This window comes from Kosakonia sp. N21 (assembly GCF_050587465.1).
GTDB lineage: Bacteria > Pseudomonadota > Gammaproteobacteria > Enterobacterales > Enterobacteriaceae.
Window position 1 is genome coordinate 426,645 of the sequence record NZ_JBOBHR010000003.1, and the last position, 21,872, is coordinate 448,516.

Sequence of the window (21,872 nt, forward strand, 5' to 3'; positions counted from 1 at the left end):
TTTATGTTAACGTGCAGTCCCCGCACTGCTGGACATCCGGCAGGCGATAGCGCTGGCAGCAAGTGCGGCGCACCAGCACACCGTCCCGCAGCACAACGGTGCGCCACAGCGGGTTGTCGCTACCATCGGCAAGTTGTTTTTCAAAGAAGCAGGTCTGGCGCAGCGCTGCGACGCGTGCTTCGCCAAGCACGGGGATCATATCCCCCAGGCACCAGTTAATCAGATAGCCCGTATTACTCCAGATAAGCTTACCGTTGATCTCTCCGGTGGCTTCCAGCGCCTGTACAACCGGGAGCATGGCGTGTGTGGTCAGCGCTGAAATTCGTTGGGCATCGTTGCACGACGTTAATACGCGATCGGGATGAACATCAATCCAGAAGCACGCGGCACGGCCGGTTTCGTGGAACTCGACGTGGAAATGTTCAGGCGCAATATCGATTGTGCTTTTCTGCGTCAACAGCGCCAGTAGCAACGGCGGAACCATCAGCCCGAGATACCACTGTGCCCACAGCGAGAGCAACGGTTTGTTTTCCCGCGGCTGCGTTAATTGGTTGCGATAAATATGATCGGAATAGGTCGCAATAAGCGTCTGTAACGCGCTTCCTTGTGACCATTCCGCCAGCGTCATGGCCTGGTAAGGTGCTGGTTCATCGAGACGAATAAAATCAAGCAGATATTCGCGATGGCTGGCGAGAGTTTCCCGTACGGCATTAGCCAGCGAATCGCGCTCATTGTTGAGGCCCCCTCGCCAGATAACATTTTCAGCGTTCGTTGCGGTACGTGAAGTCATGGCAGTCGCAGGATGATAAATCTAAATGATAATGATTTTTAATCCTAACCACGGATAAAATCGATAGCAAGGTGTTTATCGTAAAGTTAGCGCGGGCGCGCCTCAGACGGGCTGTAATTCTTCACTCACCAGGATGTTATTGCGTCCCATATGTTTGGCTTCATACAGGGCTTTATCGGCACGGGAAAGAGACGCGTCGATGTCATTACCGAGCAATGGCGCAATCCCAATACTGACGGTGACGTTTGTGGCGACGCTTTCATTGAACATATGCGGAATTTTCAGATCATACACTTGCTGGCGAATACGCTCGGCGGTACGACGGGCATCTTCCTGTTCTGCGTTATTAATCAGGATCATAAATTCTTCACCACCGAAGCGGGCAACAATATCGCGTGAGCGTACGGCATTGCGCAAGGCGGCAGACACGCGGATGAGCGCCTGATCCCCCATCATGTGGCCGTAATGATCGTTATAGGCTTTAAAGTGATCAATATCGAGAAGCAGCACATAGCGGGGGCTATCATCTACCGCCAGCAAATTGTCGAGTTTATGCTGTAAACCCCGGCGGTTGTACAAGCCGGTCAGCGGATCCAGCATGCTTAAATCATTGAGCGTTTTGCGCTCCTGCATCAGGCGATTCATTAATGCCTGGGCAAAATGATCATTACGCTTTTGAATTGCATGCTGAATAGAGATGCCCAATACCGGCAGTGCAAAGGAGTAGACCATTCTTAATTCGCTCTCCCCGCTGCTTAGCCACAAACAACTGATGAATACCGGTAACGAGTGAAATAAAAAGGCAAGGATATGATTTGAAAAAGCAATGGTGCCAATAAACAGAATGCTCAATAACGCAATCAGCAGAAAGGCATCAGCATTATCATTTATTAATCTGACTTTAGTGATTACATGCCACGCCCACAGGCAGCCAAATATCAGTGAAATAAGGGTGATATTAATTTTTCGGCCAGGGAAATAGTGGTGTAGTGCTGGCAACACCAGGCTCGCCGCGAAGATGATGCATACGGGGATCGTCAAGATACGCAAGTTATAGAGCGGCAGAGCTATGGAGAACAGCGCTGAGATCGCATTGAGTAACAGAAATAGACGCAGGGACAATCGATATTTCTTGTTACAGAGAGATTGCCAGGTTTGTAATGTCATACCTAAAAATCGTTGTTTATCCGTAATCTAACGGCGTGCTGATAGTCAAAAAAAGAAAATGTAACGCGATGAAACAGTTATCGCGAAAAATTAGTGATTTGGATTTTCATTTAAGTGGCGCTTAATTTATCACCTTACTGAATGCCTGTCATTAGAAGATGAGTAATCTTCATACTGGCGTTTCGTATCGGGCTGACAAATGAGAAAACATATCATATGATATTGGTTATCATTATCGCTTTGAGAGATGAAAGCATGTTGCAACGCGCGCTGGGGAGTGGATGGGGGATTGTATTACCAGGCATGGTTGTTGCCATTCTGGCGCTTGCCGATCTGTCAGTTAACGCCTGGCGGGGAGTCATTGTACTTGGGCTGTTGCTCACGCCAGCAATGCTGTACCACAAACGTTTACGGCACTTTGTGCTGTTGCCTTCAGGCGTTGCGCTGGTCGGTGGAATGATGCTGCTGATGATGAACTTGAAAATGATATTGTAACGGGAGAGTCATACAGGGAGTGTATAAGATATCTGGTGCGAGGGGGGGGACTTGAACCCCCACGTCCGTAAGGACACTAACACCTGAAGCTAGCGCGTCTACCAATTCCGCCACCTTCGCACAGTCATCTTACTTTTTGATATTGCCTCGTTGGTGCGAGGGGGGGGACTTGAACCCCCACGTCCGTAAGAACACTAACACCTGAAGCTAGCGCGTCTACCAATTCCGCCACCTTCGCACAGTGCGAGCAATATCAGCGTGGTTTATGGTGCGAGGGGGGGGACTTGAACCCCCACGTCCGTAAGGACACTAACACCTGAAGCTAGCGCGTCTACCAATTCCGCCACCTTCGCATACCATCGATACTCTTGAAGTATCGCTACCACGGAGGCGCATTCTAGATGTTTTCAACTTTTCGTCAACAGTTAATTAAGCCAACGGAAGCTGATTGCTGTAAAAATGGGCGCTGAGACGCAGAGGAAGTGGAACCCGGTGAGTCGTCCCCACCGGGAAAAACGATTATTTTATCGCCTGGCGTGTCATCACCGTACGGTAGACTTTAAAACGGCCGGTTTGTGCAATAACTTCATGGAAACCAAACGTCTGATCTAATACATCCGGATAGGGCAGGAAGGCGTTAGCAACAATACGCAGCTCGCCGCCGCTGTTCAGGTGGCGCACGGCACCGCGAATCAGTGTCTGTGCAGCTTCCTGGCTGGTCTGCAAACCATCATGGAACGGCGGGTTGGAGATGATCATATCGAAACGGCCGGTCACTTCCGAAAAGACGTTGCTGGCAAACACATCGCCTTCGAAACCGTTAGCCGCCAGCGTCGCGCGGCTGGCCTCTACCGCCGGAGCCGATACGTCGCACAGCGTCAGACGCACTTTCGGCGAGTGGCTCGCCAGTACCGCCGCCAGTACACCTGCGCCGCAACCCACATCCAGCACTTTGCCCTTAGTATGCGGGGTCAGGGTTGACAACAGCAGCTGGCTGCCGACATCCAGACCGTCGCGGCTGAATACGCCCGGTAGCGTTTTAATCGTCAAATCGTTCAGCGCATATTCACCCCAGAATCCGTCCGGGTTGAACGCGGGCGTTTTTTCCAGGCGGCCATGATACAAACCGCAGCGGCGGGCACTGTCGACCTTGTTCAGCGCGCAATACTCCGCCAACATCTGCTCAGCACTGCGTACACCGCTACGGTTCTCGCCGACCACGAAAATGTCGGTTCCCACAGGCAGCAAGGAAAGCAGATTCATCAACTGAAACTGCGCTTCCGGTTTGTTTTTCGGCCAGTAATAAACCAGCGTATCGCAATCACCAACCGTTGCGCTGTCGGCAACCAGGCTATAGTGAGCGCGCTCGCCCATTTGCTGGCTTAAGGTTTGCCATTGGTGAAACTGTTGAGTCCAGGCGCGGCTTTCCGCGGTGTCCAGACGTGCGGGCAGGTCATCCTGCAAATCACCGGCAAAAAGAATGCGGCTGGGTTCGAAATCGTCACTGTGGCGCAGCAAGACTTCACTTGCCGGGGTAAAAGCGGACATGGGGGGTTCCTCGTTAAATTCTGGCGGCGATTATACACGTTATCCTTCACGCTGCCTCTTTGTTGGCATCGTCTTCGGACCCCAGTCACTTACTGGTGTAAGCTCCCGGGGATCCTCATCCTTGCCGCCTCGACGCATCGCGAATGATGGTGTGTACAGGGTGAGTATCCTTCACGCTGCCTCTTTGTTGGCTGCGTCTTAATGGCGAACAGGCGCTGAGTTTGTTATATTTGCGCGCCTGACACACAGGAGTGTTTTGCTATGACTTCCCGACGCGACTGGCAATTACAGCAACTGGGCATTACCCAGTGGACCTTGCGCCACCCCGCGGTGCTGCAGGGTGAGATCGCCATCTCGTTGCCTGCGCATATCCGGCTGGTGATGGTCGCACCCACGCTGCCAGCGCTGACTGAGCCGCTGGTGAGTGATGTGTTGCGCGCGCTGACCATCACGGCGGATCAGGTCTTGCAACTGACGCCGGATCGCGTCGCGATGTTACCCCCCGGCAGTCAGTGTAATAGTTGGTTGCTGGGCGTTGATGGACCGCTGGCGCTGGCCGGAGCACAAGTCTCAACGGCTCCGTACGATGAATTACGCGGCAACCCTGCGGCATGCGCCGCGTTATGGCAACAAATCTGCGAACATGAACACGATTTCTTCCCTCAGCACGACTGATTTAGCCCGCGCCTACGCGATTGAAACCCGGGCGCACGCCTTCCCCTGGAGTGAAAAGACGCTCGCCAGTAATCAGGGTGAACGCTACCTCAACTATCGACTGATGGTGGGGGACGAAATGGCGGCATTTGCCATCACTCAGGTGGTGCTGGATGAAGCCACGCTGTTCAACATTGCCGTCGATCCGGCCTGGCAACGTAAAGGGTTTGGCCGACAACTGTTGGAGCATCTTATCCGCGAACTGGAATCCCGCGGCGTACTGACGCTGTGGCTGGAAGTGCGGGCCTCCAACACCGGCGCGATTGCGCTGTACGAAAGTTTAGGATTTAACGAGGCGACGATCCGTCGTAATTATTACCCCACGGCCAACGGGCGTGAGGATGCGATTATTATGGCGCTGCCTCTCTGATAATAAAGGTGATGTAATGAAATGGGACTGGATACTCTTTGATGCCGACGAAACGCTGTTTACGTTTGACGCGTTCGGTGGCTTACAACGGATGTTTCTTGACTATAGCGTGACATTTACCGATCAGGATTTTGCCGAATACCAGGCGGTCAATAAACCGCTCTGGGTGGATTACCAGAACGGCGCGATTAGCGCACTGCAACTGCAGCATCAGCGTTTTCAAAGCTGGTCTGAGCGTTTGAATGTGCCTGCGGGCTCGCTTAATGATGCGTTTCTCAACGCGATGGCCGAAATCTGCGCGCCATTGCCTGGCGCGGTATCGCTGCTTGATAGCCTGCGAGGCAGAGCGAAGCTTGGCATCATCACCAACGGATTTACCGCGTTGCAGCAAATTCGCCTGGAACGAACCGGCCTTCGCGACTATTTTGATTTATTAGTGATTTCCGAACAGGTGGGCGTCGCCAAACCCGATCCTAAAATCTTTGATTACGCCCTGCAGCAGGCCGGCAACCCGGATCGCGCGCGCGTATTGATGGTGGGCGACACGGCGGAATCCGACATTCTGGGCGGTATCAACGCCGGGCTGTCGACCTGCTGGCTGAATGCGCACGATCGCGCATTACCGGAAGGCATTAACCCAACCTGGACCGTGACCTCCCTAACCGAACTGGAGCAACTCCTGTGTAAACATTGATTGTCTGCACTCAGCCGTTGAGTACAATAGCCGCATTTTTCGTATTTCATCGCGTGGCCTGAGGCCGCGCAATTACACAGAAGATTTTCATTATGACGTTGTCTCCTTATTTTCAAGAGGTGGCGAAGCGCCGTACGTTCGCTATCATCTCGCACCCCGATGCCGGTAAAACCACCATCACTGAAAAGGTGCTGCTGTTCGGACAGGCGATCCAGACTGCCGGTACGGTAAAAGGCCGCGGTTCCAGCCAGCATGCAAAATCCGACTGGATGGAGATGGAAAAACAGCGTGGTATTTCCATTACCACCTCCGTAATGCAGTTCCCGTATAAAACCAGCCTCGTTAACCTGCTGGACACCCCCGGGCACGAAGACTTCTCCGAAGATACCTACCGTACACTGACGGCGGTGGACTGCTGTCTGATGGTGATTGATGCCGCAAAAGGCGTTGAAGACAGGACGCGTAAGCTGATGGAAGTCACCCGTCTGCGCGATACGCCGATCCTGACTTTTATGAACAAACTTGACCGTGACATCCGCGATCCGATGGAACTGCTGGATGAAGTGGAAAATGAGCTGAAGATCGCGTGTGCGCCGATCACCTGGCCAATTGGCTGCGGCAAACTGTTCAAGGGCGTTTACCACCTTTATAAAGACGAAACCTACCTTTATCAGACCGGTAAAGGGCACACCATCCAGGAAGTCCGCATTGTTAAAGGGCTGAATAACCCGGAGCTCGACAGCGCGGTGGGTGAAGATCTGGCGAAACAGCTGCGTGATGAGCTGGAACTGGTGCAGGGCGCTTCCAACGAGTTCGATAAAGAACTGTTCCTGAGCGGCGAAATTACCCCGGTATTTTTTGGTACTGCGCTGGGTAACTTTGGCGTGGATCACATGCTTGATGGTCTGGTGGAGTGGGCGCCAGCGCCGATGCCGCGTAAAACCGATACCCGTGAAGTCACTGCCAGTGATGAAAAATTCACCGGCTTTGTGTTTAAAATCCAGGCCAATATGGATCCGAAACACCGTGACCGCGTGGCGTTTATGCGTGTGGTGTCCGGGCGTTATGAAAAGGGCATGAAGCTGCGTCAGGTGCGTACCGGTAAAGATGTGGTGATCTCAGACGCGTTAACCTTTATGGCGGGCGATCGCTCTCATGTGGAAGAGGCCTATCCGGGCGATATTATCGGTCTGCATAACCACGGTACCATTCAGATTGGCGATACCTTCACCCAGGGCGAAATGATGAAGTTCACCGGTATTCCGAACTTTGCCCCGGAACTGTTCCGCCGTATCCGTCTGCGCGATCCGCTGAAACAGAAACAGCTGCTAAAAGGCCTTGTCCAACTTTCTGAAGAAGGTGCTGTACAGGTGTTCCGCCCGATTTCCAATAACGACCTGATTGTCGGTGCGGTCGGTGTGCTGCAGTTTGATGTGGTCGTGTCACGTCTGAAGAGCGAGTACAACGTGGAAGCGGTGTACGAATCGGTCAACGTCGCCACTGCGCGTTGGGTTGAAGGCACCGACGTGAAGAAATTTGAAGAGTTCAAGCGTAAAAACGAAATCCAGTTGGCGCTTGATGGCGGCGATAACCTGACCTATATCGCACCAACCATGGTCAACTTGAACCTCACTCAGGAACGTTATCCTGACGTCACCTTCCATAAAACCCGCGAGCACTAATCCTTGCGCGGAGCACGGCGTACGCCGTGCTCCATCACTTTTCCTGTCTTATTAGCCCGTTGCGGAAAGTTCTTAAAACCTGCCGTTTTTCCCTCTATCGCTCACTTTTTAACCACTTGTCCGGGTTTTTTGGCAAGCGTGATCTATATTTAACAAAGTGATGACATGTTGGTTGGATAAAAGTCCTGTTCATTGCGTGTTTAATGGTCTTTTATTCAATCTTATCATTGCAAGTTGATATTAATAACTGCTTCAGGGCGATGTGTGACGGTGTTGTGACCGAAGCCATTGATTTCTGAACTGGGTGAGATTCACCAGGCAGTAGAGCAGCCAACGTTGCTGCTTGTAGCCCAAATTGTGGGCAAACCAACAGGAATGACATCGATGACTATGACAAGACTGAAGATTTCAAAAACTCTGCTGGCTGTCATGCTGGGTTCGGCTTTGGCGAGTGGTTCCGCCCTCGCGGCAGACACCACCACTGACCAAGCGCAAAACGCGGCCTCCAGTGCAGGCGAAAAAATCGATAGCTCTATGAATAAAGTCGGTGGCTTCATGGATGACAGCACCATCACCGCGAAAGTAAAAGCGGCGCTGGTGGATCATGAGAGCATTAAGAGCACCGATATTTCCGTCAAAACCGAGAAAAAGGTGGTTACGCTGAGCGGCTTTGTTGAGAGCCAGGCGCAGGCCGAACAGGCTGTTTCCGTGGCCAAAGGCGTGCAAGGCGTAGCGTCCGTCAGCGATAAGCTGCACGTTCGCGACGGTAAAAATCAGTCAGTAAAAGGTTACGCGGGGGATACCGCAACAACCAGTGAAATCAAAGCCAAACTGCTGGCAGACGACGTTGTACCTTCCCGTAAGGTGAAAGTCGAAACCACTGATGGAGTGGTGCAGTTATCCGGTACGGTAGATTCACAAGCCCAAAGTGAACGCGCGGAAAGTATCGCCAAAGCAATAGATGGCGTTAAAAGCGTGAAAAACGACCTCAAAGTTAAGTAACGATTCCTGAAAATGTCACAGCCCGGCGCTTGCCGGGTATGACAAACACGTACCCGGAAAATCGCGGGTGAGCATCCTGAGCGCTCACTTTTAGCGGTCGACATTAACTATGGTAAAGGAGAGTCTTATGTTTCGTTGGGGCATTATATTTCTGGTTATCGCGTTAATTGCCGCCGCCCTGGGTTTTGGTGGTCTTGCAGGTACGGCAGCAGGCGCAGCGAAAATCGTCTTTATCGTCGGTATTATCCTGTTCCTGGTCAGCCTGTTCATGGGTCGCCGGCGTCCATAGCGCATTACACGCTTAAATTTCGGTTACATTAAAGCCAGTCCCTGTGACTGGCTTTGCTGTATCGGCAGGAGAATAATTGCGTTACTTTGTGAGATAACGCATCAGAAAGGAAAGCAGAGTGGGGCAGCATATTCCCGTAACGCTCGGCAACATCGCGCCGCTGGCGTTAAAACCATTTCGTCCCGGTCGCCTCGCACTGGTGTGTGAAGGCGGCGGTCAGCGTGGCATTTTCACCGCCGGGGTGCTGGATGAGTTTATGCGCGCGGAATTTAACCCTTTCGATCTCTACTTTGGCACGTCTGCCGGTGCGCAAAACCTCTCAGCCTATGTTTGTAACCAGCCTGGCTATGCGCGCAAAGTCATTATGCGCTATACCACCAAACGGGACTTTTTTGATCCGGTGCGGTTTGTCCGCGGCGGTAATCTTATTGATCTCGACTGGCTGGTCGAGTCCACCTCAAGCCAGATGCCGTTGGCGATGGATCATGCCGCCCGCGCCTTTGATACAGGCAAGGCCTTTTATATGTGCGCCTGCCGCCAGGATGACTATACGGCAGAGTATTTCGCCCCGACGCATCAGACATGGCTGGATTTGATTCGCGCCTCCAGCGCTATTCCCGGCTTTTACCGCCCGGGCGTCATGCTGGAAGGGGTGAACTATCTGGACGGCGGCGTCAGCGATGCCATCCCGGTGCAGGAAGCGGCGAAACGCGGTGCAAAAACGATCGTGGTGATCCGCACGGTACCTTCGCAGATGTACTATACGCCGCAGTGGTTTAAGCGTATGGAACGCTGGCTGGGAGAGAGCAGTCTTCAGTCGCTGGTCAATCTGGTGCAGCATCATGAGAAAAGCTATTTAGCGATTCAGAAATTTATCGAAACCCCGCCGGGTAAGCTGCGTATTTTTGAGATCTATCCCCCCAAACTGTTGCATAGCATGGCGTTAGGCAGCCGTTTACCGGCGCTGCGCGACGACTACAAACTCGGCCGATTGTGCGGGCGCTATTTCCTCGCCACGGTGGGTAAACTGCTGGCGGAGACACCGCCGCTCATGCGCCATCCGCCCGTGCCTGCGACCCGCGTGGTGCCGCCTGCACCGGTGGCTAACGATGCTATTGATACACCACTGGTTATTGCGCCGCAGGCCAATGATTTCCCCATTAATAAAGAGGATACGGCGTGAGTTTTCGCTTTATCGACACGCATTGCCATTTTGATTTTCCGCCCTTTACCGGTGATGAAGCTGCCAGCATTGCTCGCGCAGCGGAGGTGGGCGTTGAGCGCATTATTGTTCCGGCCATCAGTGCTGACTATTTTGCCCGCGTTTGCGATTTGGCCTCTCAGCACACCGCGCTGTACGCCGCGCTGGGGCTGCATCCGATTGTGATTGAAGCGCATACGTCGGAAAGCCTGGAAAAACTGGCGCATTACCTTGCCACAGAACCGGAGAAGGTGGTGGCGATAGGGGAGATTGGCCTCGATCTGTACCGTGATGATCCGCAGTTTAGTCGTCAGCAGCAGTTTCTGGATGCGCAATTACAACTGGCGAAGAGCTTCGATTTACCGGTGATCCTTCACTCCCGTCGCACCCATGACAAACTGGCAATGCATCTGAAAAAACAGGATCTGCCGCGCCGGGGCGTGGTGCACGGCTTTGCCGGAAGTTTGCAGCAGGCGCAACGCTTTATTGAGCTGGGCTACTGCATTGGCGTGGGCGGCACCATAACCTATCCGCGCGCCAGTAAAACCCGCGATGTTATGGCCCGTTTACCGTTGTCTGCGCTGTTGCTGGAAACCGATGCCCCGGATATGCCGCTCAATGGTTTTCAGGGACAACCTAATCGCCCGGAACAGGCGGCGCGGGTCTTTGACACGCTCTGCGAGCTGCGCCCGGAAGCACCCGACGTCATCGCCCAGGCGTTGCTGGAGAATACGCGCCAGCTCTTTGCATTACAGGTATAGCGCCGGGCGCAGTACCGTTGTGATGCCACGCGCCAGCAGCGCATCGGCCAGGGGTTCAATATCGTCGGCAGTAGCGCTGCGCCATGTCGCTGCCGCGCCGTAAACGCCGTGACCATGAAACGCATTCAGACGTACGGGCACATTCCCTAACTGGTGGATAAACGCGGTAAGTGCATCAATGTGCGTCAGATAATCGCAGTGCTCCGGGATCAGCAGCAGGCGCAATTCCACAAGCTTATTTTCCGCTGCCAGCAGACGCAGGCTGGCTTTCACCGGCGCATTATCTCGCCCGGTAAGAAAATGGTGATGATCATTGCTCCAGGCTTTCAGATCGATCATCGCGCCATCACACACCGGCAACAGCTTACGCCAGCCGGTTTCACTGAGCAGGCCATTGCTGTCCACCAGGTTTTTCAGATGGCGTAATGACGGATCCGCGCGCAGTGCGGTAAACAGCGCATGCAGAAACGGTAGCTGCAATGTGGCTTCGCCGCCGCTCACCGTGATGCCTTCAATAAACAGCGCGGCGCTACGGATGTGCGCCAGTACGGCGTCCACGCTCATCAACTGCGCCATCGGCGTGGCCTGTTGTGGGCACATATGCAGACAGGTGTCGCACTGCTGGCAAATAGGCGCATGCCAGTGAACCTGGCCGCCCGCCAGCGTTAATGCCTGATGCGGGCAAGCGGGCACACATTCACCACAGTGATTACAGCGCCCGATTGTCCACGGATTATGGCAGTTCTTACAGCGCATATTGCAGCCCTGTAAGAACAACGCCAGACGGCTTCCCGGACCATCGACGCAGGAAAACGGGATGATCTTACTGACGAAAGCGCATCTGCTGTTCATGGCTTATCACGCGGGGTTGTCGTTCAAGGATGTGCGTGTTGCGCGCGGCTTCTTCACCCAGCCAGGTGGTGTTGGTTCGCGAGCCCCCGGCGCGGTATTTTTCCAGATCCGAGAGACGAACCATATAACCAGTGACCCGTACCAGGTCGTTGCCCTGCACGTTAGCGGTGAACTCGCGCATCCCCGCCTTGAATGCGCCAAGGCATAGTTGCACCAGCGCGTGTGGGTTACGTTTGATGGTTTCGTCGAGGGTCAAAATGTCGCTGATACCGGCCTTGTACCATGCGTGGTGCGGTGCGACGGTCAGTAAATGCGTGATTGGATCCGGCTCATCGCCATAGGGCAGACGCGCTCCCGGCGTGGTGCCAATATCGGAGCTGATGCCGGACTGCGCATGTAACATCGCGCGTTGTCGCCAGCCATGCTTCACCGGCGTGTTTTCTACAAAGTCCGCCAGCTGTTCGCTAATGCGGTAGCCAATGGCATTAGCTGGTTCATCTTTGCCGTAGCGCGTACCTGGCAGGCTTTTCTCACACAGAATGTTGACCGCTTCTGCTAACCCATACATGCCAAACATGGGCACAAAACGATCGGCGTCGATCAGACCCTCCCGCACCAGGAAGCTATGCTCAAAGAAACCGGATTGCTGGTAGAGAAAGTCGCAGCGGGCATCAATGATGGCGATTTGTTGCTGGCAGTAGTGGGGGAGCTGGCGGCTGAAAAAATCCTCCAGCGAGTCACTGCGTTCGGCGATGACTTTCAGATTGAGTCGCACCAGTGTGCTACCGCCGCCGCCCAGAGGCAGAGAATTGTAACAACTGACGATGCCATAACCGCCTTTTGTGAAAATATTATCATTCACCGGGCCATTCGCAATGTGCGGTTTGCTGCAGGTACAGATATTTTTCGCGACATTCAGCAACAGATCATCAGGGGTGATTTGCGGATCATAAATAAAGGTGAGATTCGGCGAAACCTGCTGTAATTCGGCATCCGCGCGCAAAATAGCGCGGGTGATGGGCGTGTCATTCGGGCCAATATTGGCGTGCATAAACGCATCTGGCAGGGTTCTGTCGAGATAGCGCCAGAAACGTTTTATTCGAATATCGATTTCTTCTTGTGTTAGAATTCTAACATATGGTTGCAGCAGTGCGTCCAGTTGCCCGAGGTAAACCGGCATGGAGGTGACTGACGGAACATGATGATAAAGGATGGTCAGCAACGAGAGGGCGTCATCCAGATCCTGAGCGCCTTCCAGTTCCAGCCAGGCGGATCCGTTGGCAAGGAATTTGGCGTAATCGGGCAGAACGTAGCGTGGTTTGTACGGGGCATGTCCCTCAAACATATCGCAGATCGCACCCTCATCAAGCGCGGCGCGCGCGGCTTCCGGCAGCGCCGGGTAGGGCAGGCTGTTCTCCGCCTCGAGGGCGAGAAAATGGCGCTTTTGTTCCACCGTGAGCGTTGAGCTGGTGACAATCTGCTGGCAACGCGACAGTGATAAAGGATCAACAGACTCGGACATCATCGTTCCTCTCCTTCCTTAAGTGGTGCAGAGAGTCTAAGAAAACCGCTGTCTGTCGCTTTTGATCCCAGCGTACAGAAACGCAATCATCGTCGTTTTGAGCTTAAAAGTTTGATGAATGTCTCATTATGGTTTTGCAAAACTGCATTTGGTTTTCATTAACTGTGATGGGTGTCGAAGTGTAATGGTGGGTTAATGTTAGAATATTAACAGACCCGAACAAGAAATCGGCATTACGCCGTCGGAGAGAATATGACTGATTTAACTGCAAGCAGCCTGCGTGCGTTGAAACTGATGGACCTGACAACCCTGAACGATGATGACACCAATGAAAAAGTCATCGCGCTGTGCCATCAGGCGAAAACAGCGGTAGGCAACACGGCCGCAGTCTGCATTTACCCGCGTTTTATCCCGATTGCGCGCAAAACGCTGAACGCGCAAGGTACGCCGGATGTGCGCATCGCGACGGTCACGAACTTTCCACACGGTAATGATGATCTTGATATCGCACTGGCGGAAACCCGTGCCGCCATTGCTTATGGCGCGGATGAAGTTGACGTGGTGTTTCCGTACCGCGCGCTGATTGCCGGGAACGAACAGATTGGGTTTGACCTGGTTAAAGCCTGTAAAGAGGCATGCGCCGCGGCGAACGTGTTGCTGAAAGTGATCATTGAAACCGGTGAATTGAAAGAGGAAGCGCTAATCCGTAAAGCCTCTGAAATCGCTATCAAAGCGGGTGCGGATTTCATCAAGACTTCGACCGGTAAAGTGCCGGTGAATGCCACCCCGGAAAGTGCGCGCATTATGCTGGAAGTGATCCGCGATATGGGCGTTGAGAAAACCGTCGGTTTTAAACCCGCAGGCGGCGTGCGTACGGCAGAAGATGCGCAACAGTATCTGGCGATTGCCGACGAGCTGTTTGGCGCAGATTGGGCCGATGCTCGCCACTACCGTTTTGGCGCGTCCAGCCTGCTGGCAAGCTTGCTGAAAGCGCTGGGCCACGGCGACGGTAAAAGCGCCAGTAGCTACTGATGATGGCCTGATGGCGCTTCGCTTATCAGGCTGAACAAACCTGTATTTCGCCGGGCCGTTCTGTGGCCCGGCCCTCTCATTCCTCAGGGGGTACCATGTTTCTCGCTCAAGAAATTATTCGAAAAAAACGCGATGGTCTCGCGCTGAGTGATGAAGAAATCCGTTTCTTTATCAACGGAATTCGCGATAACACCGTTTCCGAGGGGCAGATTGCGGCCCTCGCCATGACCATTTTCTTCCACGATATGACCATGCCGGAACGCGTGTCGCTGACCATGGCGATGCGGGATTCGGGCACTGTTCTGGATTGGAAACAGCTTGATCTCAACGGCCCGGTGGTCGACAAGCACTCCACCGGCGGCGTTGGCGACGTGACATCGTTAATGCTCGGCCCCATGGTGGCGGCCTGCGGCGGCTATATTCCGATGATCTCCGGGCGCGGCCTGGGCCACACAGGCGGCACACTCGACAAACTGGAAGCCATTCCTGGGTTTGACATCTTCCCGGACGACCAGCGTTTCCGGGACATTATCAAAGAGGTTGGCGTGGCGATTATCGGCCAGACCAACTCCCTTGCGCCGGCGGATAAACGTTTTTACGCCACCCGCGACATTACCGCGACGGTGGACTCTATTCCGTTGATCACGGCATCGATTCTGGCCAAAAAACTGGCAGAAGGCCTGGATGCGCTGGTCATGGATGTGAAAGTCGGCAGCGGCGCATTTATGCCCACCTATGCCCTTTCCGAACAACTGGCGGAAGCGATCGTGGGCGTGGCCAATGGCGCTGGCGTGCGAACGACTGCGCTGCTGACCGATATGAATCAGGTGCTGGCTTCCAGTGCGGGTAACGCAGTGGAAGTGCGCGAAGCCGTGCAGTTCCTGACCGGTGAATACCGCAATCCACGACTGTTTGATGTGACGATGGCGCTGTGTGTGGAGATGCTGATCTCCGGCAAACTGGCGAAAGACGATGCCGACGCGCGGGTGAAGTTGCAGACGGTGCTGGATAACGGCAAAGCCGCGGAGGTCTTTGGTCGTATGGTCGCTGCGCAGAAAGGTCCGGTCGATTTCGTGGAAAATTACGCCAAATACCTGCCAACCGCGATGCTGAGCAAAGCGGTTTATGCCGATGACGAAGGGTTTATCAGCGCCATGGATACCCGTGCGCTGGGCATGGCGGTGGTGTCGATGGGCGGCGGCCGTCGTCAGGCTACAGACAGCATCGATTACAGCGTTGGCTTTACTGATATGGCCCGTTTGGGCGAGCGCGTGGATGGTCAGCGTCCGCTGGCGGTGATCCATGCAAAAGACGAAGCAAGCTGGCAGGATGCGGCGCAGGCCGTCAAAGCCGCGATTGTGATTGGCGACAGTGCGCCAAAAGAGACACCGACGGTCTATCGCCGCATCACCGAATAGCGATATACTGATCTGATCGCTTTTTTACAAAGCACAAGGTACGGAGAACATATGAAACGTGCATTTATTATGGTGCTGGACTCATTCGGCATCGGCGCGACTGAAGACGCGGATCGCTTTGGCGACGTGGGTTCCGATACCCTCGGTCATATTGCTGAAGTCTGTGCTAAAGGGGAAGCCGACACCGGGCGTAAAGGTCCGTTGAACTTACCCAATCTTACCCGCCTGGGCCTGGCAAAGGCGCATGAAGGGGCCACGGGTTTTATCCCTGCGGGGATGGACGCCAATGCGGAAATCGCCGGGGCGTATGCCTGGGCGCACGAGCTCTCTTCCGGTAAAGATACGCCGTCTGGCCACTGGGAAATCGCCGGTGTGCCGGTGCTGTTTGACTGGGGCTACTTTAGCGACACCGAAAACAGCTTCCCGCAGGAACTGCTGGATAAACTGGTGGCGCGCGCTAATCTGCCGGGTTACCTCGGTAACTGCCACTCTTCCGGTACGGTGATCCTCGATCAACTGGGCGAAGAGCACATGAAGACCGGCAAACCGATTTTCTACACCTCGGCGGACTCGGTGTTCCAGATCGCTTGTCATGAAGAGACCTTTGGTCTCGATAAGCTGTATGAACTGTGTGAAATCGCCCGTGAAGAGCTGACCGAAGGCGGCTATAACATTGGTCGTGTGATTGCGCGTCCGTTTGTTGGTGATAAAGCCGGCAACTTCCAGCGCACCGGTAACCGTCATGATCTCGCGGTGGAACCACCGTCAGCCACCGTGTTGCAAAAACTGGTGGATGAGAAAGCGGGCCATGTGGTTTCCGTGGGTAAAATCGCCGATATCTATGCTAACTGCGGCATCACGAAAAAAGTGAAAGCCACCGGGCTGGATGCACTGTTCGACGCAACCGTGAAAGAGATGAAAGAAGCGGGTGATAAGACAATCGTCTTTACTAACTTCGTTGATTTTGACTCATCATGGGGCCATCGTCGCGATGTTGCCGGTTATGCTGGCGGTCTGGAGCTGTTCGACCGTCGTCTGCCGGAACTGATGGAACTGGTTGGCGAAGACGATATCCTGATCCTGACGGCGGACCACGGTTGCGATCCGACCTGGAAAGGTACCGATCATACCCGTGAGCACATTCCGGTACTGGTTTACGGCCCGAAAGTGAAACCTGGCTCGCTGGGTCACCGCGAAACCTTTGCGGATATTGGCCAGACGCTGGCGAAATACTTCGGCGTGTCTGATATGGAATATGGCAAGGCCATGTTCTGATGATTTTGGGCGGGATATTCCCGCCCTTGCTGTTTTAACGACAACGACATAAAGGAATTGACGATGGCTACCCCACATATTAATGCAGAAATGGGCGATTTCGCTGACGTAGTGTTGATGCCGGGCGACCCGCTGCGCGCAAAACACATTGCCGAGACGTTCCTCGAAGACTACCGCGAAGTGAATAACGTGCGCGGCATGCTGGGTTATACCGGTACCTATAAAGGCCGCAAAATCTCCGTGATGGGCCACGGTATGGGCATTCCGTCCTGCTCCATTTACACCAAAGAGTTGATCACCGATTTCGGCGTGAAGAAAATCATCCGCGTGGGTTCCTGCGGTGCGGTGCGTATGGATGTGAAACTGCGCGATGTGGTGATCGGTATGGGGGCATGCACGGATTCCAAAGTGAACCGCATGCGTTTCAAAGATCATGACTTCGCTGCTATCGCTGATTTCGACATGGTGCGTAACGCCGTCGATGCAGCAAAAGCGCTGGGCGTGGACGCGCGTGTGGGCAACCTGTTCTCCGCCGATCTGTTCTACTCGCCGGACGGTGAAATGTTTGATGTGATGGAAAAATATGGCGTGCTCGGCGTGGAAATGGAAGCGGCGGGTATTTACGGTGTGGCGGCGGAGTTCGGTGCGAAAGCGCTGACCATCTGCACCGTTTCCGATCATATCCGTACCCATGAGCAGACCTCTTCTGCTGAGCGTCAGACGACCTTCAACGACATGATCAAAATTGCGCTGGAATCTGTCCTGCTGGGCGACAAGGCGTAAGTTTCTCTTCTAAGGGCAGGTTCTCTGCCCTTTTTTATCTATTCACTTCAATACTTCTTCTTTTCTTCTTTTCGTTACGATTCATAAAAATAGTGCTATAAATTTATTCAACTATCTATTCATGTATCTATTCATAATGAGCAAGCTTACCGATCTTCTTTTACAAGGACCGCAATCCGCGACGGAACTGCGTACGGCATTAAATATCAGCCAGGCGACATTTTCACGGCTGGTTGCGGCAGAGCCTCAAGTGCTGCAATTTGGCAAAGCACGTGCTACGCGTTACGCCTTATTACGTCCAGTACGCGGTATTGATCGGTTTACGTTACGCCGCATTGATGAGCAAGGGCGGGTACGCAATTGGGGTGAACTCCGCCCATGCTGGCCACAAGGGAGTTGCCTGGTGGCATTAGAAGAGGGGGGATGGCAGTGGTTTGACGGGCTGCCATGGTATCTCTCGGATCTCCGCCCTCAGGGGTTTTTAGGGCGAGCATGGGGCCGGAACATTGCGCGTCAGTTTGCACTGCCGGAAGATATTCATCTGTGGCAGGAAGAGGATGTACTGTTCGCCCTCTCGGTCTTTGCCGGGGAGGGCACAGGAGGTTGGCTGGTCGGTGATGCCAGCTATCAACGTTGGGTGCATGCGACACCGCCTGTTGCTATTACGGAGAGTGAAAAACGTCATGATTATGCCAGGCTTGCACGTCATGCACTGGAAGGCGAAATTGTCGGTTCATCTGCGGGGGGCGAGCAGCCTAAATTTACCTGTTTTGCGCAGACGGCAACCGGGCAGGCTCATGTGCTGGTCAAATTTAGCGCGCAGCAGGCATCGGCTTCTTCTCAGCGCTGGGGAGATTTACTGATCGCGGAATCCATTGCTCTGGCTATGCTGAAGGCAGCGGGCATTCCGGCGAGTGCTACCCGAGTGATGTGCAACGAAAGCGGCCAGATTTTCCTGGAAAGTGTGCGTTTTGATTGTGTTGGCACGGAGGGACGGCGCGCCATCGTTTCGCTTGAGGCATTGAAAAGTGAGTATGCGCCTGCGCCAGGTGCATGGCCGAAAAGTGTGGCTGAGCTGGCCAGACAACAGCGTGTTAATGAGGATACCGTGATGCTAACGGAGCAGATCTGGGCGTTTGGACGCCTGATCGCCAATAGCGATATGCATGCGGGTAATTTGTCGTTTTACTTTTCTGCGCCGCCGATGGCGCTAACGCCAGTCTATGATATGTTGCCGATGGCATTTGCCCCCGCCAGTTCGGGGGCGATGCGTACCGAGGCTATCGATCTCTCGCTGGATATGTCGGTCAGCAAGGCGGTCTGGGATTTCGCTATTCCACTGGCTCAGACGTTCTGGTGCACCGTGTCCACAGATGCGCGCATCAGTGACGCGTTTCGTCACATCGCCAGTGGAATGGTCGATAAACTCTCTGAACTGGAAAGGATAGCCCAGCGATTGGCGTAGTGGGCCTAACGCACCGCGCCAGCAATCCACGCCGAAAGCTCGCGCAACTCCTGTTCCTGTTCCGGGAAATCCACTAACAGCGCATCACACGCCTGTGAGAGCATATCCGCCCGGTACAGGCAGCCCTGTAGCCGCGCTGCCAGCGCTTCAAGCGGTGCCGGGTTCAGGCTGTCGGTAAACACCTGCGTGCGGGTGATATGGCCTTTTTCAACGTCGAAATGCAGCTCGACGCCGCCCCAGCTAAAGCGCTCATCCAGCAGATGGCTGAAGGCGGGAGCCTGGCCAAAGTTCCACTCCCAACTGCTCTGGCGCGCGAAGGTTTCGGCGAAATTGGGCAGATCCGGCGTTTTGTCCGGTGAGATGATCTCCGCGTCTACACGCTCACCGTAGTAAGCAAAGAAAGCCTCAGTCACCGCGTCGCAAATTTGCGCGTGGGTAATACCCGGCAGCAGATCCACCAGGTTCGCCACACGCCCGCGAACAGAGGTGATGCCTTTGGCTTGCAGCTTTTTTTTGTCCGGATTCAGGTAGTTAGCCAGACGGCTGAGATCGGCGTTTAACAGCAGGGTGCCGTGATGGAAACCCCTGTCTTTGGTTTCGCGGTATGCGGATCCGGAGACCTTGCGGTCGCCTTCCGCGGTTTTTACTATCAGATCGTTGCGCCCGGAGGCCTCTGCCACGATGCCTAGTGCATTCAGCGCATTGAGCACGATCGCCGTAGAGATGGTTTTATCGTATTCCGGTTTCCCCGCCATAAAGGTAAAGCAGGTATTCCCCAAATCGTGGAACACCGCACCGCCGCCGCTGCTGCGACGCGCCAGGCGCACGTTATCTTCTTCCATGCGCCGGGTATTGCACTCCTTCCACGGGTTTTGCGCCCGCCCGATCACCACCGTATCGGCATTACGCCACAAGAACAGCACCCGCTGTGTGGCAGGCATCTGGCGGAAGATGCACTCTTCGACCGCCAGGTTGAACCAGGGATCATAAGAGTCTGAGATAAGCAGGCGAAGCGTCGACATAGCAGATTTCCTTTCTGTAACATTCAGTTATCTTACCGGAGGCGGACAATTACTCTTTCTTTTCGGGTTCTTCTTCTTCCGGTACGGATTTGTTGGCTGTCAGCAAGAACGGCGATTGCTGCCAGCGGGTGCGTTTACCTTGTAGCAGGGTGCGGGCCAGAATCACGCCAATCGCCAGCGAGAGCAGTAACATCAGGCGCAAAATATTGGTGGTGTTATCCACCTGTTTGGCCTCGGTCGCCAGCGTATGCGTATCCAGCGTCAGGCGCAGGTAGCCCAGTGGACCGCTTTTACCCTGAATGGGTTCGACGATCTGCTGATTAAAGTAACCGCCCGCTTTTTTGCCATCCAGCGCCAGCCGGTCTCGGACATCAATGCTTTCGCCGGAACGCGCCACCAGATCGCCTTCGGCATCGTATACGCCCGCATCAAGGATGCGGCTCTCTTCGGTTAACTGACGCAGCACGATGTCGATGCGTTTTTCATCCGGGGTTTCGGTGCGCATCAGCGGCGCGAGATTGAGCGTCACCTGGCGCGCCAGCGTTCTGGCCAGCTCTTCAAGCTGCGGGTTACGCTGGCGTTGGTGGTTTTGACTGAACCAGGACGCGCCCTGCATGAGCGCCACCAGTAACGCCAGACAGATAAGCACTGTCACTGCGCGGTGCAGTCGAAATTTAAGTTTTGCGCGAGCCATATTCCACCTGTTGAAAATTTGAGGCTTAATGTTGCCAGAAGCGCTGGTTACAAGGTAGCCTCATGCGTTATTTTCCCCTCCGATGCTTTCTGGCGCGAACGTTTTTACAGGAGCTTTAATGCCGAACAGTTTGACCTGGTGCGATCTGCCCGATGATGTTTCTCAGTGGCCAGGATTGCCGCTCTCTTTAAGTGGTGATGAGGTGATGCCTCTGGACTACCACGCTGGTCGTAGCGGCTGGCTTCTGTACGGGCGTCATCTGGACAAACAACGCCTGACAACCTACCAGCGTAAACTGGGCGCCGCCATGGTGATTGTCGCTGCCTGGGATGTGGAAGACTACCAGGTGATCCGTCTGGCGGGATCGTTAACGCCGCGTGCTTCCCGACTGGCGCATGATGAAGGCATGGACGTTGCGCCGCTGGGGAAAATCCCGCATTTGCGCTCGCCTGGGCTGCTGGTGATGGATATGGATTCCACCGCGATCCAGATTGAGTGCATTGATGAAATCGCCAAACTGGCCGGCACGGGTGAGATGGTGGCGGAAGTCACCGAACGCGCGATGCGCGGCGAACTGGATTTTACCGCCAGCCTGCGCAGTCGCGTGGCGACGCTGAAAGGCGCGGACGCCAATATTCTGCTGCAGGTGCGCGAAAAACTGCCGCTGATGCCGGGTCTGGTACAACTGGTGTTGAAGCTGGAAACGCTGGGCTGGAAAGTGGCGATTGCCTCCGGCGGTTTTACTTTTTTTGCGGATTACCTGCGCGACAAACTGCGCCTGACGGCGGCAGTGGCGAACGAACTGGAGATCATGGACGGCAAATTTACCGGCCAGGTGCTGGGGGATATCGTCGATGCGCAATACAAAGCCCGTACTCTGAAACGCCTGGCGGAAGAGCACGAGATCCCGACAGCGCAGACAGTCGCGATCGGTGATGGGGCGAACGATCTGCCGATGATCAAAGCCGCCGGGTTGGGCATTGCTTTCCATGCCAAGCCAAAGGTGAATGAAAAGGCGGAAATTACCATCCGGCACGCGGATCTGATGGGCGTATTCTGTATTCTTTCCGGCAGTATTAATAAGAAGTAGAGGTGA

General features: G+C 54.3%; 22 protein-coding genes and 3 tRNA genes. 15 read left to right on the top strand and 10 right to left on the bottom strand.

The genetic code is table 11. The annotated features are described in order from the left end of the window. Nucleotide 1: 1 nt before the first annotated feature. Complete coding sequence (gene fhuF / locus ACQ3G7_RS09195) at nucleotides 2-790, bottom strand: siderophore-iron reductase FhuF (RefSeq protein ID WP_430889612.1); 789 nt, start codon at nucleotides 788-790, stop codon at nucleotides 2-4. A gap of 102 nt (nucleotides 791-892) precedes the next feature. Further along, on the bottom strand, nucleotides 893-1,957 hold the full coding sequence (locus ACQ3G7_RS09200) for a GGDEF domain-containing protein (RefSeq protein ID WP_430889613.1): 1,065 nt from the start codon (nucleotides 1,955-1,957) through the stop codon (nucleotides 893-895). Nucleotides 1,958-2,173: 216 nt separating this feature from the next. Here ACQ3G7_RS09200 and ACQ3G7_RS09205 point away from each other — a divergent pair, with 216 nt between their 5' ends. Continuing rightward, complete coding sequence (locus ACQ3G7_RS09205; RefSeq protein WP_430889614.1) at nucleotides 2,174-2,452, top strand: DUF1435 domain-containing protein; 279 nt, start codon at nucleotides 2,174-2,176, stop codon at nucleotides 2,450-2,452. Nucleotides 2,453-2,485: 33 nt separating this feature from the next. On the opposite strand, the gene ACQ3G7_RS09210 is transcribed toward ACQ3G7_RS09205, so the two are convergent. From ACQ3G7_RS09210 to rsmC, 4 genes are all read right to left on the bottom strand, one after another. Continuing rightward, nucleotides 2,486-2,572, bottom strand: a tRNA-Leu gene (locus ACQ3G7_RS09210). Between the two features lie 31 nt (nucleotides 2,573-2,603). Next, nucleotides 2,604-2,690, bottom strand: a tRNA-Leu gene (locus ACQ3G7_RS09215). 28 nt (nucleotides 2,691-2,718) lie between these two features. Continuing rightward, nucleotides 2,719-2,805 (bottom strand) — tRNA-Leu (locus ACQ3G7_RS09220). 166 nt (nucleotides 2,806-2,971) lie between these two features. Continuing rightward, nucleotides 2,972-4,000 (bottom strand): 16S rRNA (guanine(1207)-N(2))-methyltransferase RsmC, encoded by a 1,029-nt coding sequence (rsmC, locus tag ACQ3G7_RS09225; protein WP_263098143.1) that lies wholly within the window; start codon nucleotides 3,998-4,000, stop codon nucleotides 2,972-2,974. Nucleotides 4,001-4,261: 261 nt separating this feature from the next. Between rsmC and ACQ3G7_RS09230 the strand changes: the two genes are divergently transcribed. The 8 genes from ACQ3G7_RS09230 (at nucleotide 4,262) to ACQ3G7_RS09265 (ending at nucleotide 10,713) form a co-directional block, all read left to right on the top strand. Continuing rightward, nucleotides 4,262-4,675, top strand: a complete 414-nt coding sequence (locus ACQ3G7_RS09230) for a DNA polymerase III subunit psi (protein ID WP_430889615.1) — start codon at nucleotides 4,262-4,264, stop codon at nucleotides 4,673-4,675. Then, entirely contained in the window at nucleotides 4,644-5,084 is a 441-nt protein-coding gene (gene rimI, locus ACQ3G7_RS09235) for a ribosomal protein S18-alanine N-acetyltransferase (protein ID WP_263098141.1), read from the top strand. Before ACQ3G7_RS09230 ends, rimI begins: the two co-directional genes overlap by 32 nt. Nucleotides 5,085-5,100: 16 nt before the next feature. Continuing rightward, nucleotides 5,101-5,778 (top strand): pyrimidine 5'-nucleotidase, encoded by a 678-nt coding sequence (gene yjjG / locus ACQ3G7_RS09240; RefSeq protein ID WP_263098140.1) that lies wholly within the window; start codon nucleotides 5,101-5,103, stop codon nucleotides 5,776-5,778. A gap of 92 nt (nucleotides 5,779-5,870) precedes the next feature. Further along, a complete protein-coding gene (prfC, locus tag ACQ3G7_RS09245; RefSeq protein ID WP_263098139.1) occupies nucleotides 5,871-7,460 on the top strand; it encodes a peptide chain release factor 3 in 1,590 nt (529 codons plus the stop codon). A 384-nt stretch (nucleotides 7,461-7,844) separates the two neighbouring features. Then, on the top strand, nucleotides 7,845-8,462 hold the full coding sequence (gene osmY / locus ACQ3G7_RS09250) for a molecular chaperone OsmY (protein WP_430889616.1): 618 nt from the start codon (nucleotides 7,845-7,847) through the stop codon (nucleotides 8,460-8,462). A gap of 127 nt (nucleotides 8,463-8,589) precedes the next feature. Then, complete coding sequence (locus ACQ3G7_RS09255; RefSeq protein ID WP_007373037.1) at nucleotides 8,590-8,751, top strand: DUF1328 domain-containing protein; 162 nt, start codon at nucleotides 8,590-8,592, stop codon at nucleotides 8,749-8,751. A 118-nt stretch (nucleotides 8,752-8,869) separates the two neighbouring features. Then, entirely contained in the window at nucleotides 8,870-9,934 is a 1,065-nt protein-coding gene (locus ACQ3G7_RS09260; protein WP_263098137.1) for a patatin-like phospholipase family protein, read from the top strand. Next, entirely contained in the window at nucleotides 9,931-10,713 is a 783-nt protein-coding gene (locus ACQ3G7_RS09265; protein ID WP_430889617.1) for a TatD family hydrolase, read from the top strand. The genes ACQ3G7_RS09260 and ACQ3G7_RS09265 overlap by 4 nt, the downstream gene beginning before the upstream one ends. Here ACQ3G7_RS09265 and ACQ3G7_RS09270 read toward each other — a convergent pair. Together ACQ3G7_RS09270 and ACQ3G7_RS09275 are read right to left on the bottom strand one after the other, a co-directional pair. After that, entirely contained in the window at nucleotides 10,702-11,565 is an 864-nt protein-coding gene (locus ACQ3G7_RS09270) for a YjjW family glycine radical enzyme activase (RefSeq protein ID WP_430889618.1), read from the bottom strand. The genes ACQ3G7_RS09265 and ACQ3G7_RS09270 overlap by 12 nt on opposite strands. After that, nucleotides 11,537-13,087, bottom strand: a complete 1,551-nt coding sequence (locus tag ACQ3G7_RS09275; protein ID WP_430889736.1) for a YjjI family glycine radical enzyme — start codon at nucleotides 13,085-13,087, stop codon at nucleotides 11,537-11,539. Before ACQ3G7_RS09275 ends, ACQ3G7_RS09270 begins: the two co-directional genes overlap by 29 nt. A 252-nt stretch (nucleotides 13,088-13,339) precedes the next feature. Here ACQ3G7_RS09275 and deoC point away from each other — a divergent pair, with 252 nt between their 5' ends. The 5 genes from deoC to yjjJ all read left to right on the top strand — a co-directional run bounded on the left by deoC (nucleotide 13,340) and on the right by yjjJ (nucleotide 19,060). Then, the gene (deoC, locus tag ACQ3G7_RS09280) at nucleotides 13,340-14,119 is read left to right on the top strand and encodes a deoxyribose-phosphate aldolase (RefSeq protein WP_263098134.1); all 780 of its coding nucleotides are present in this window, start codon (nucleotides 13,340-13,342) and stop codon (nucleotides 14,117-14,119) included. Between the two features lie 95 nt (nucleotides 14,120-14,214). Next, entirely contained in the window at nucleotides 14,215-15,537 is a 1,323-nt protein-coding gene (deoA, locus tag ACQ3G7_RS09285) for a thymidine phosphorylase (RefSeq protein ID WP_430889619.1), read from the top strand. Between the two features lie 51 nt (nucleotides 15,538-15,588). Then, nucleotides 15,589-16,812, top strand: a complete 1,224-nt coding sequence (gene deoB / locus ACQ3G7_RS09290) for a phosphopentomutase (RefSeq protein WP_430889620.1) — start codon at nucleotides 15,589-15,591, stop codon at nucleotides 16,810-16,812. A 63-nt stretch (nucleotides 16,813-16,875) separates the two neighbouring features. Next, on the top strand, nucleotides 16,876-17,595 hold the full coding sequence (gene deoD, locus ACQ3G7_RS09295; protein ID WP_263098131.1) for a purine-nucleoside phosphorylase: 720 nt from the start codon (nucleotides 16,876-16,878) through the stop codon (nucleotides 17,593-17,595). A gap of 136 nt (nucleotides 17,596-17,731) precedes the next feature. Then, nucleotides 17,732-19,060, top strand: coding sequence for a type II toxin-antitoxin system HipA family toxin YjjJ (gene yjjJ, locus ACQ3G7_RS09300; RefSeq protein WP_430889621.1), 1,329 nt, complete (start codon nucleotides 17,732-17,734; stop codon nucleotides 19,058-19,060). Between the two features lie 5 nt (nucleotides 19,061-19,065). Here the strand turns inward: yjjJ and lplA are convergent, their stop codons facing one another. Both lplA and ACQ3G7_RS09310 read right to left on the bottom strand, forming a co-directional pair. Beyond that, nucleotides 19,066-20,082, bottom strand: coding sequence for a lipoate--protein ligase (gene lplA, locus ACQ3G7_RS09305; RefSeq protein ID WP_430889622.1), 1,017 nt, complete (start codon nucleotides 20,080-20,082; stop codon nucleotides 19,066-19,068). A 49-nt stretch (nucleotides 20,083-20,131) separates the two neighbouring features. Further along, nucleotides 20,132-20,776 (bottom strand): YtjB family periplasmic protein, encoded by a 645-nt coding sequence (locus tag ACQ3G7_RS09310; RefSeq protein WP_263098129.1) that lies wholly within the window; start codon nucleotides 20,774-20,776, stop codon nucleotides 20,132-20,134. Between the two features lie 118 nt (nucleotides 20,777-20,894). Here ACQ3G7_RS09310 and serB point away from each other — a divergent pair, with 118 nt between their 5' ends. After that, a complete protein-coding gene (gene serB / locus ACQ3G7_RS09315) occupies nucleotides 20,895-21,866 on the top strand; it encodes a phosphoserine phosphatase (protein ID WP_061497870.1) in 972 nt (323 codons plus the stop codon). Nucleotides 21,867-21,872 lie beyond the last annotated feature (6 nt).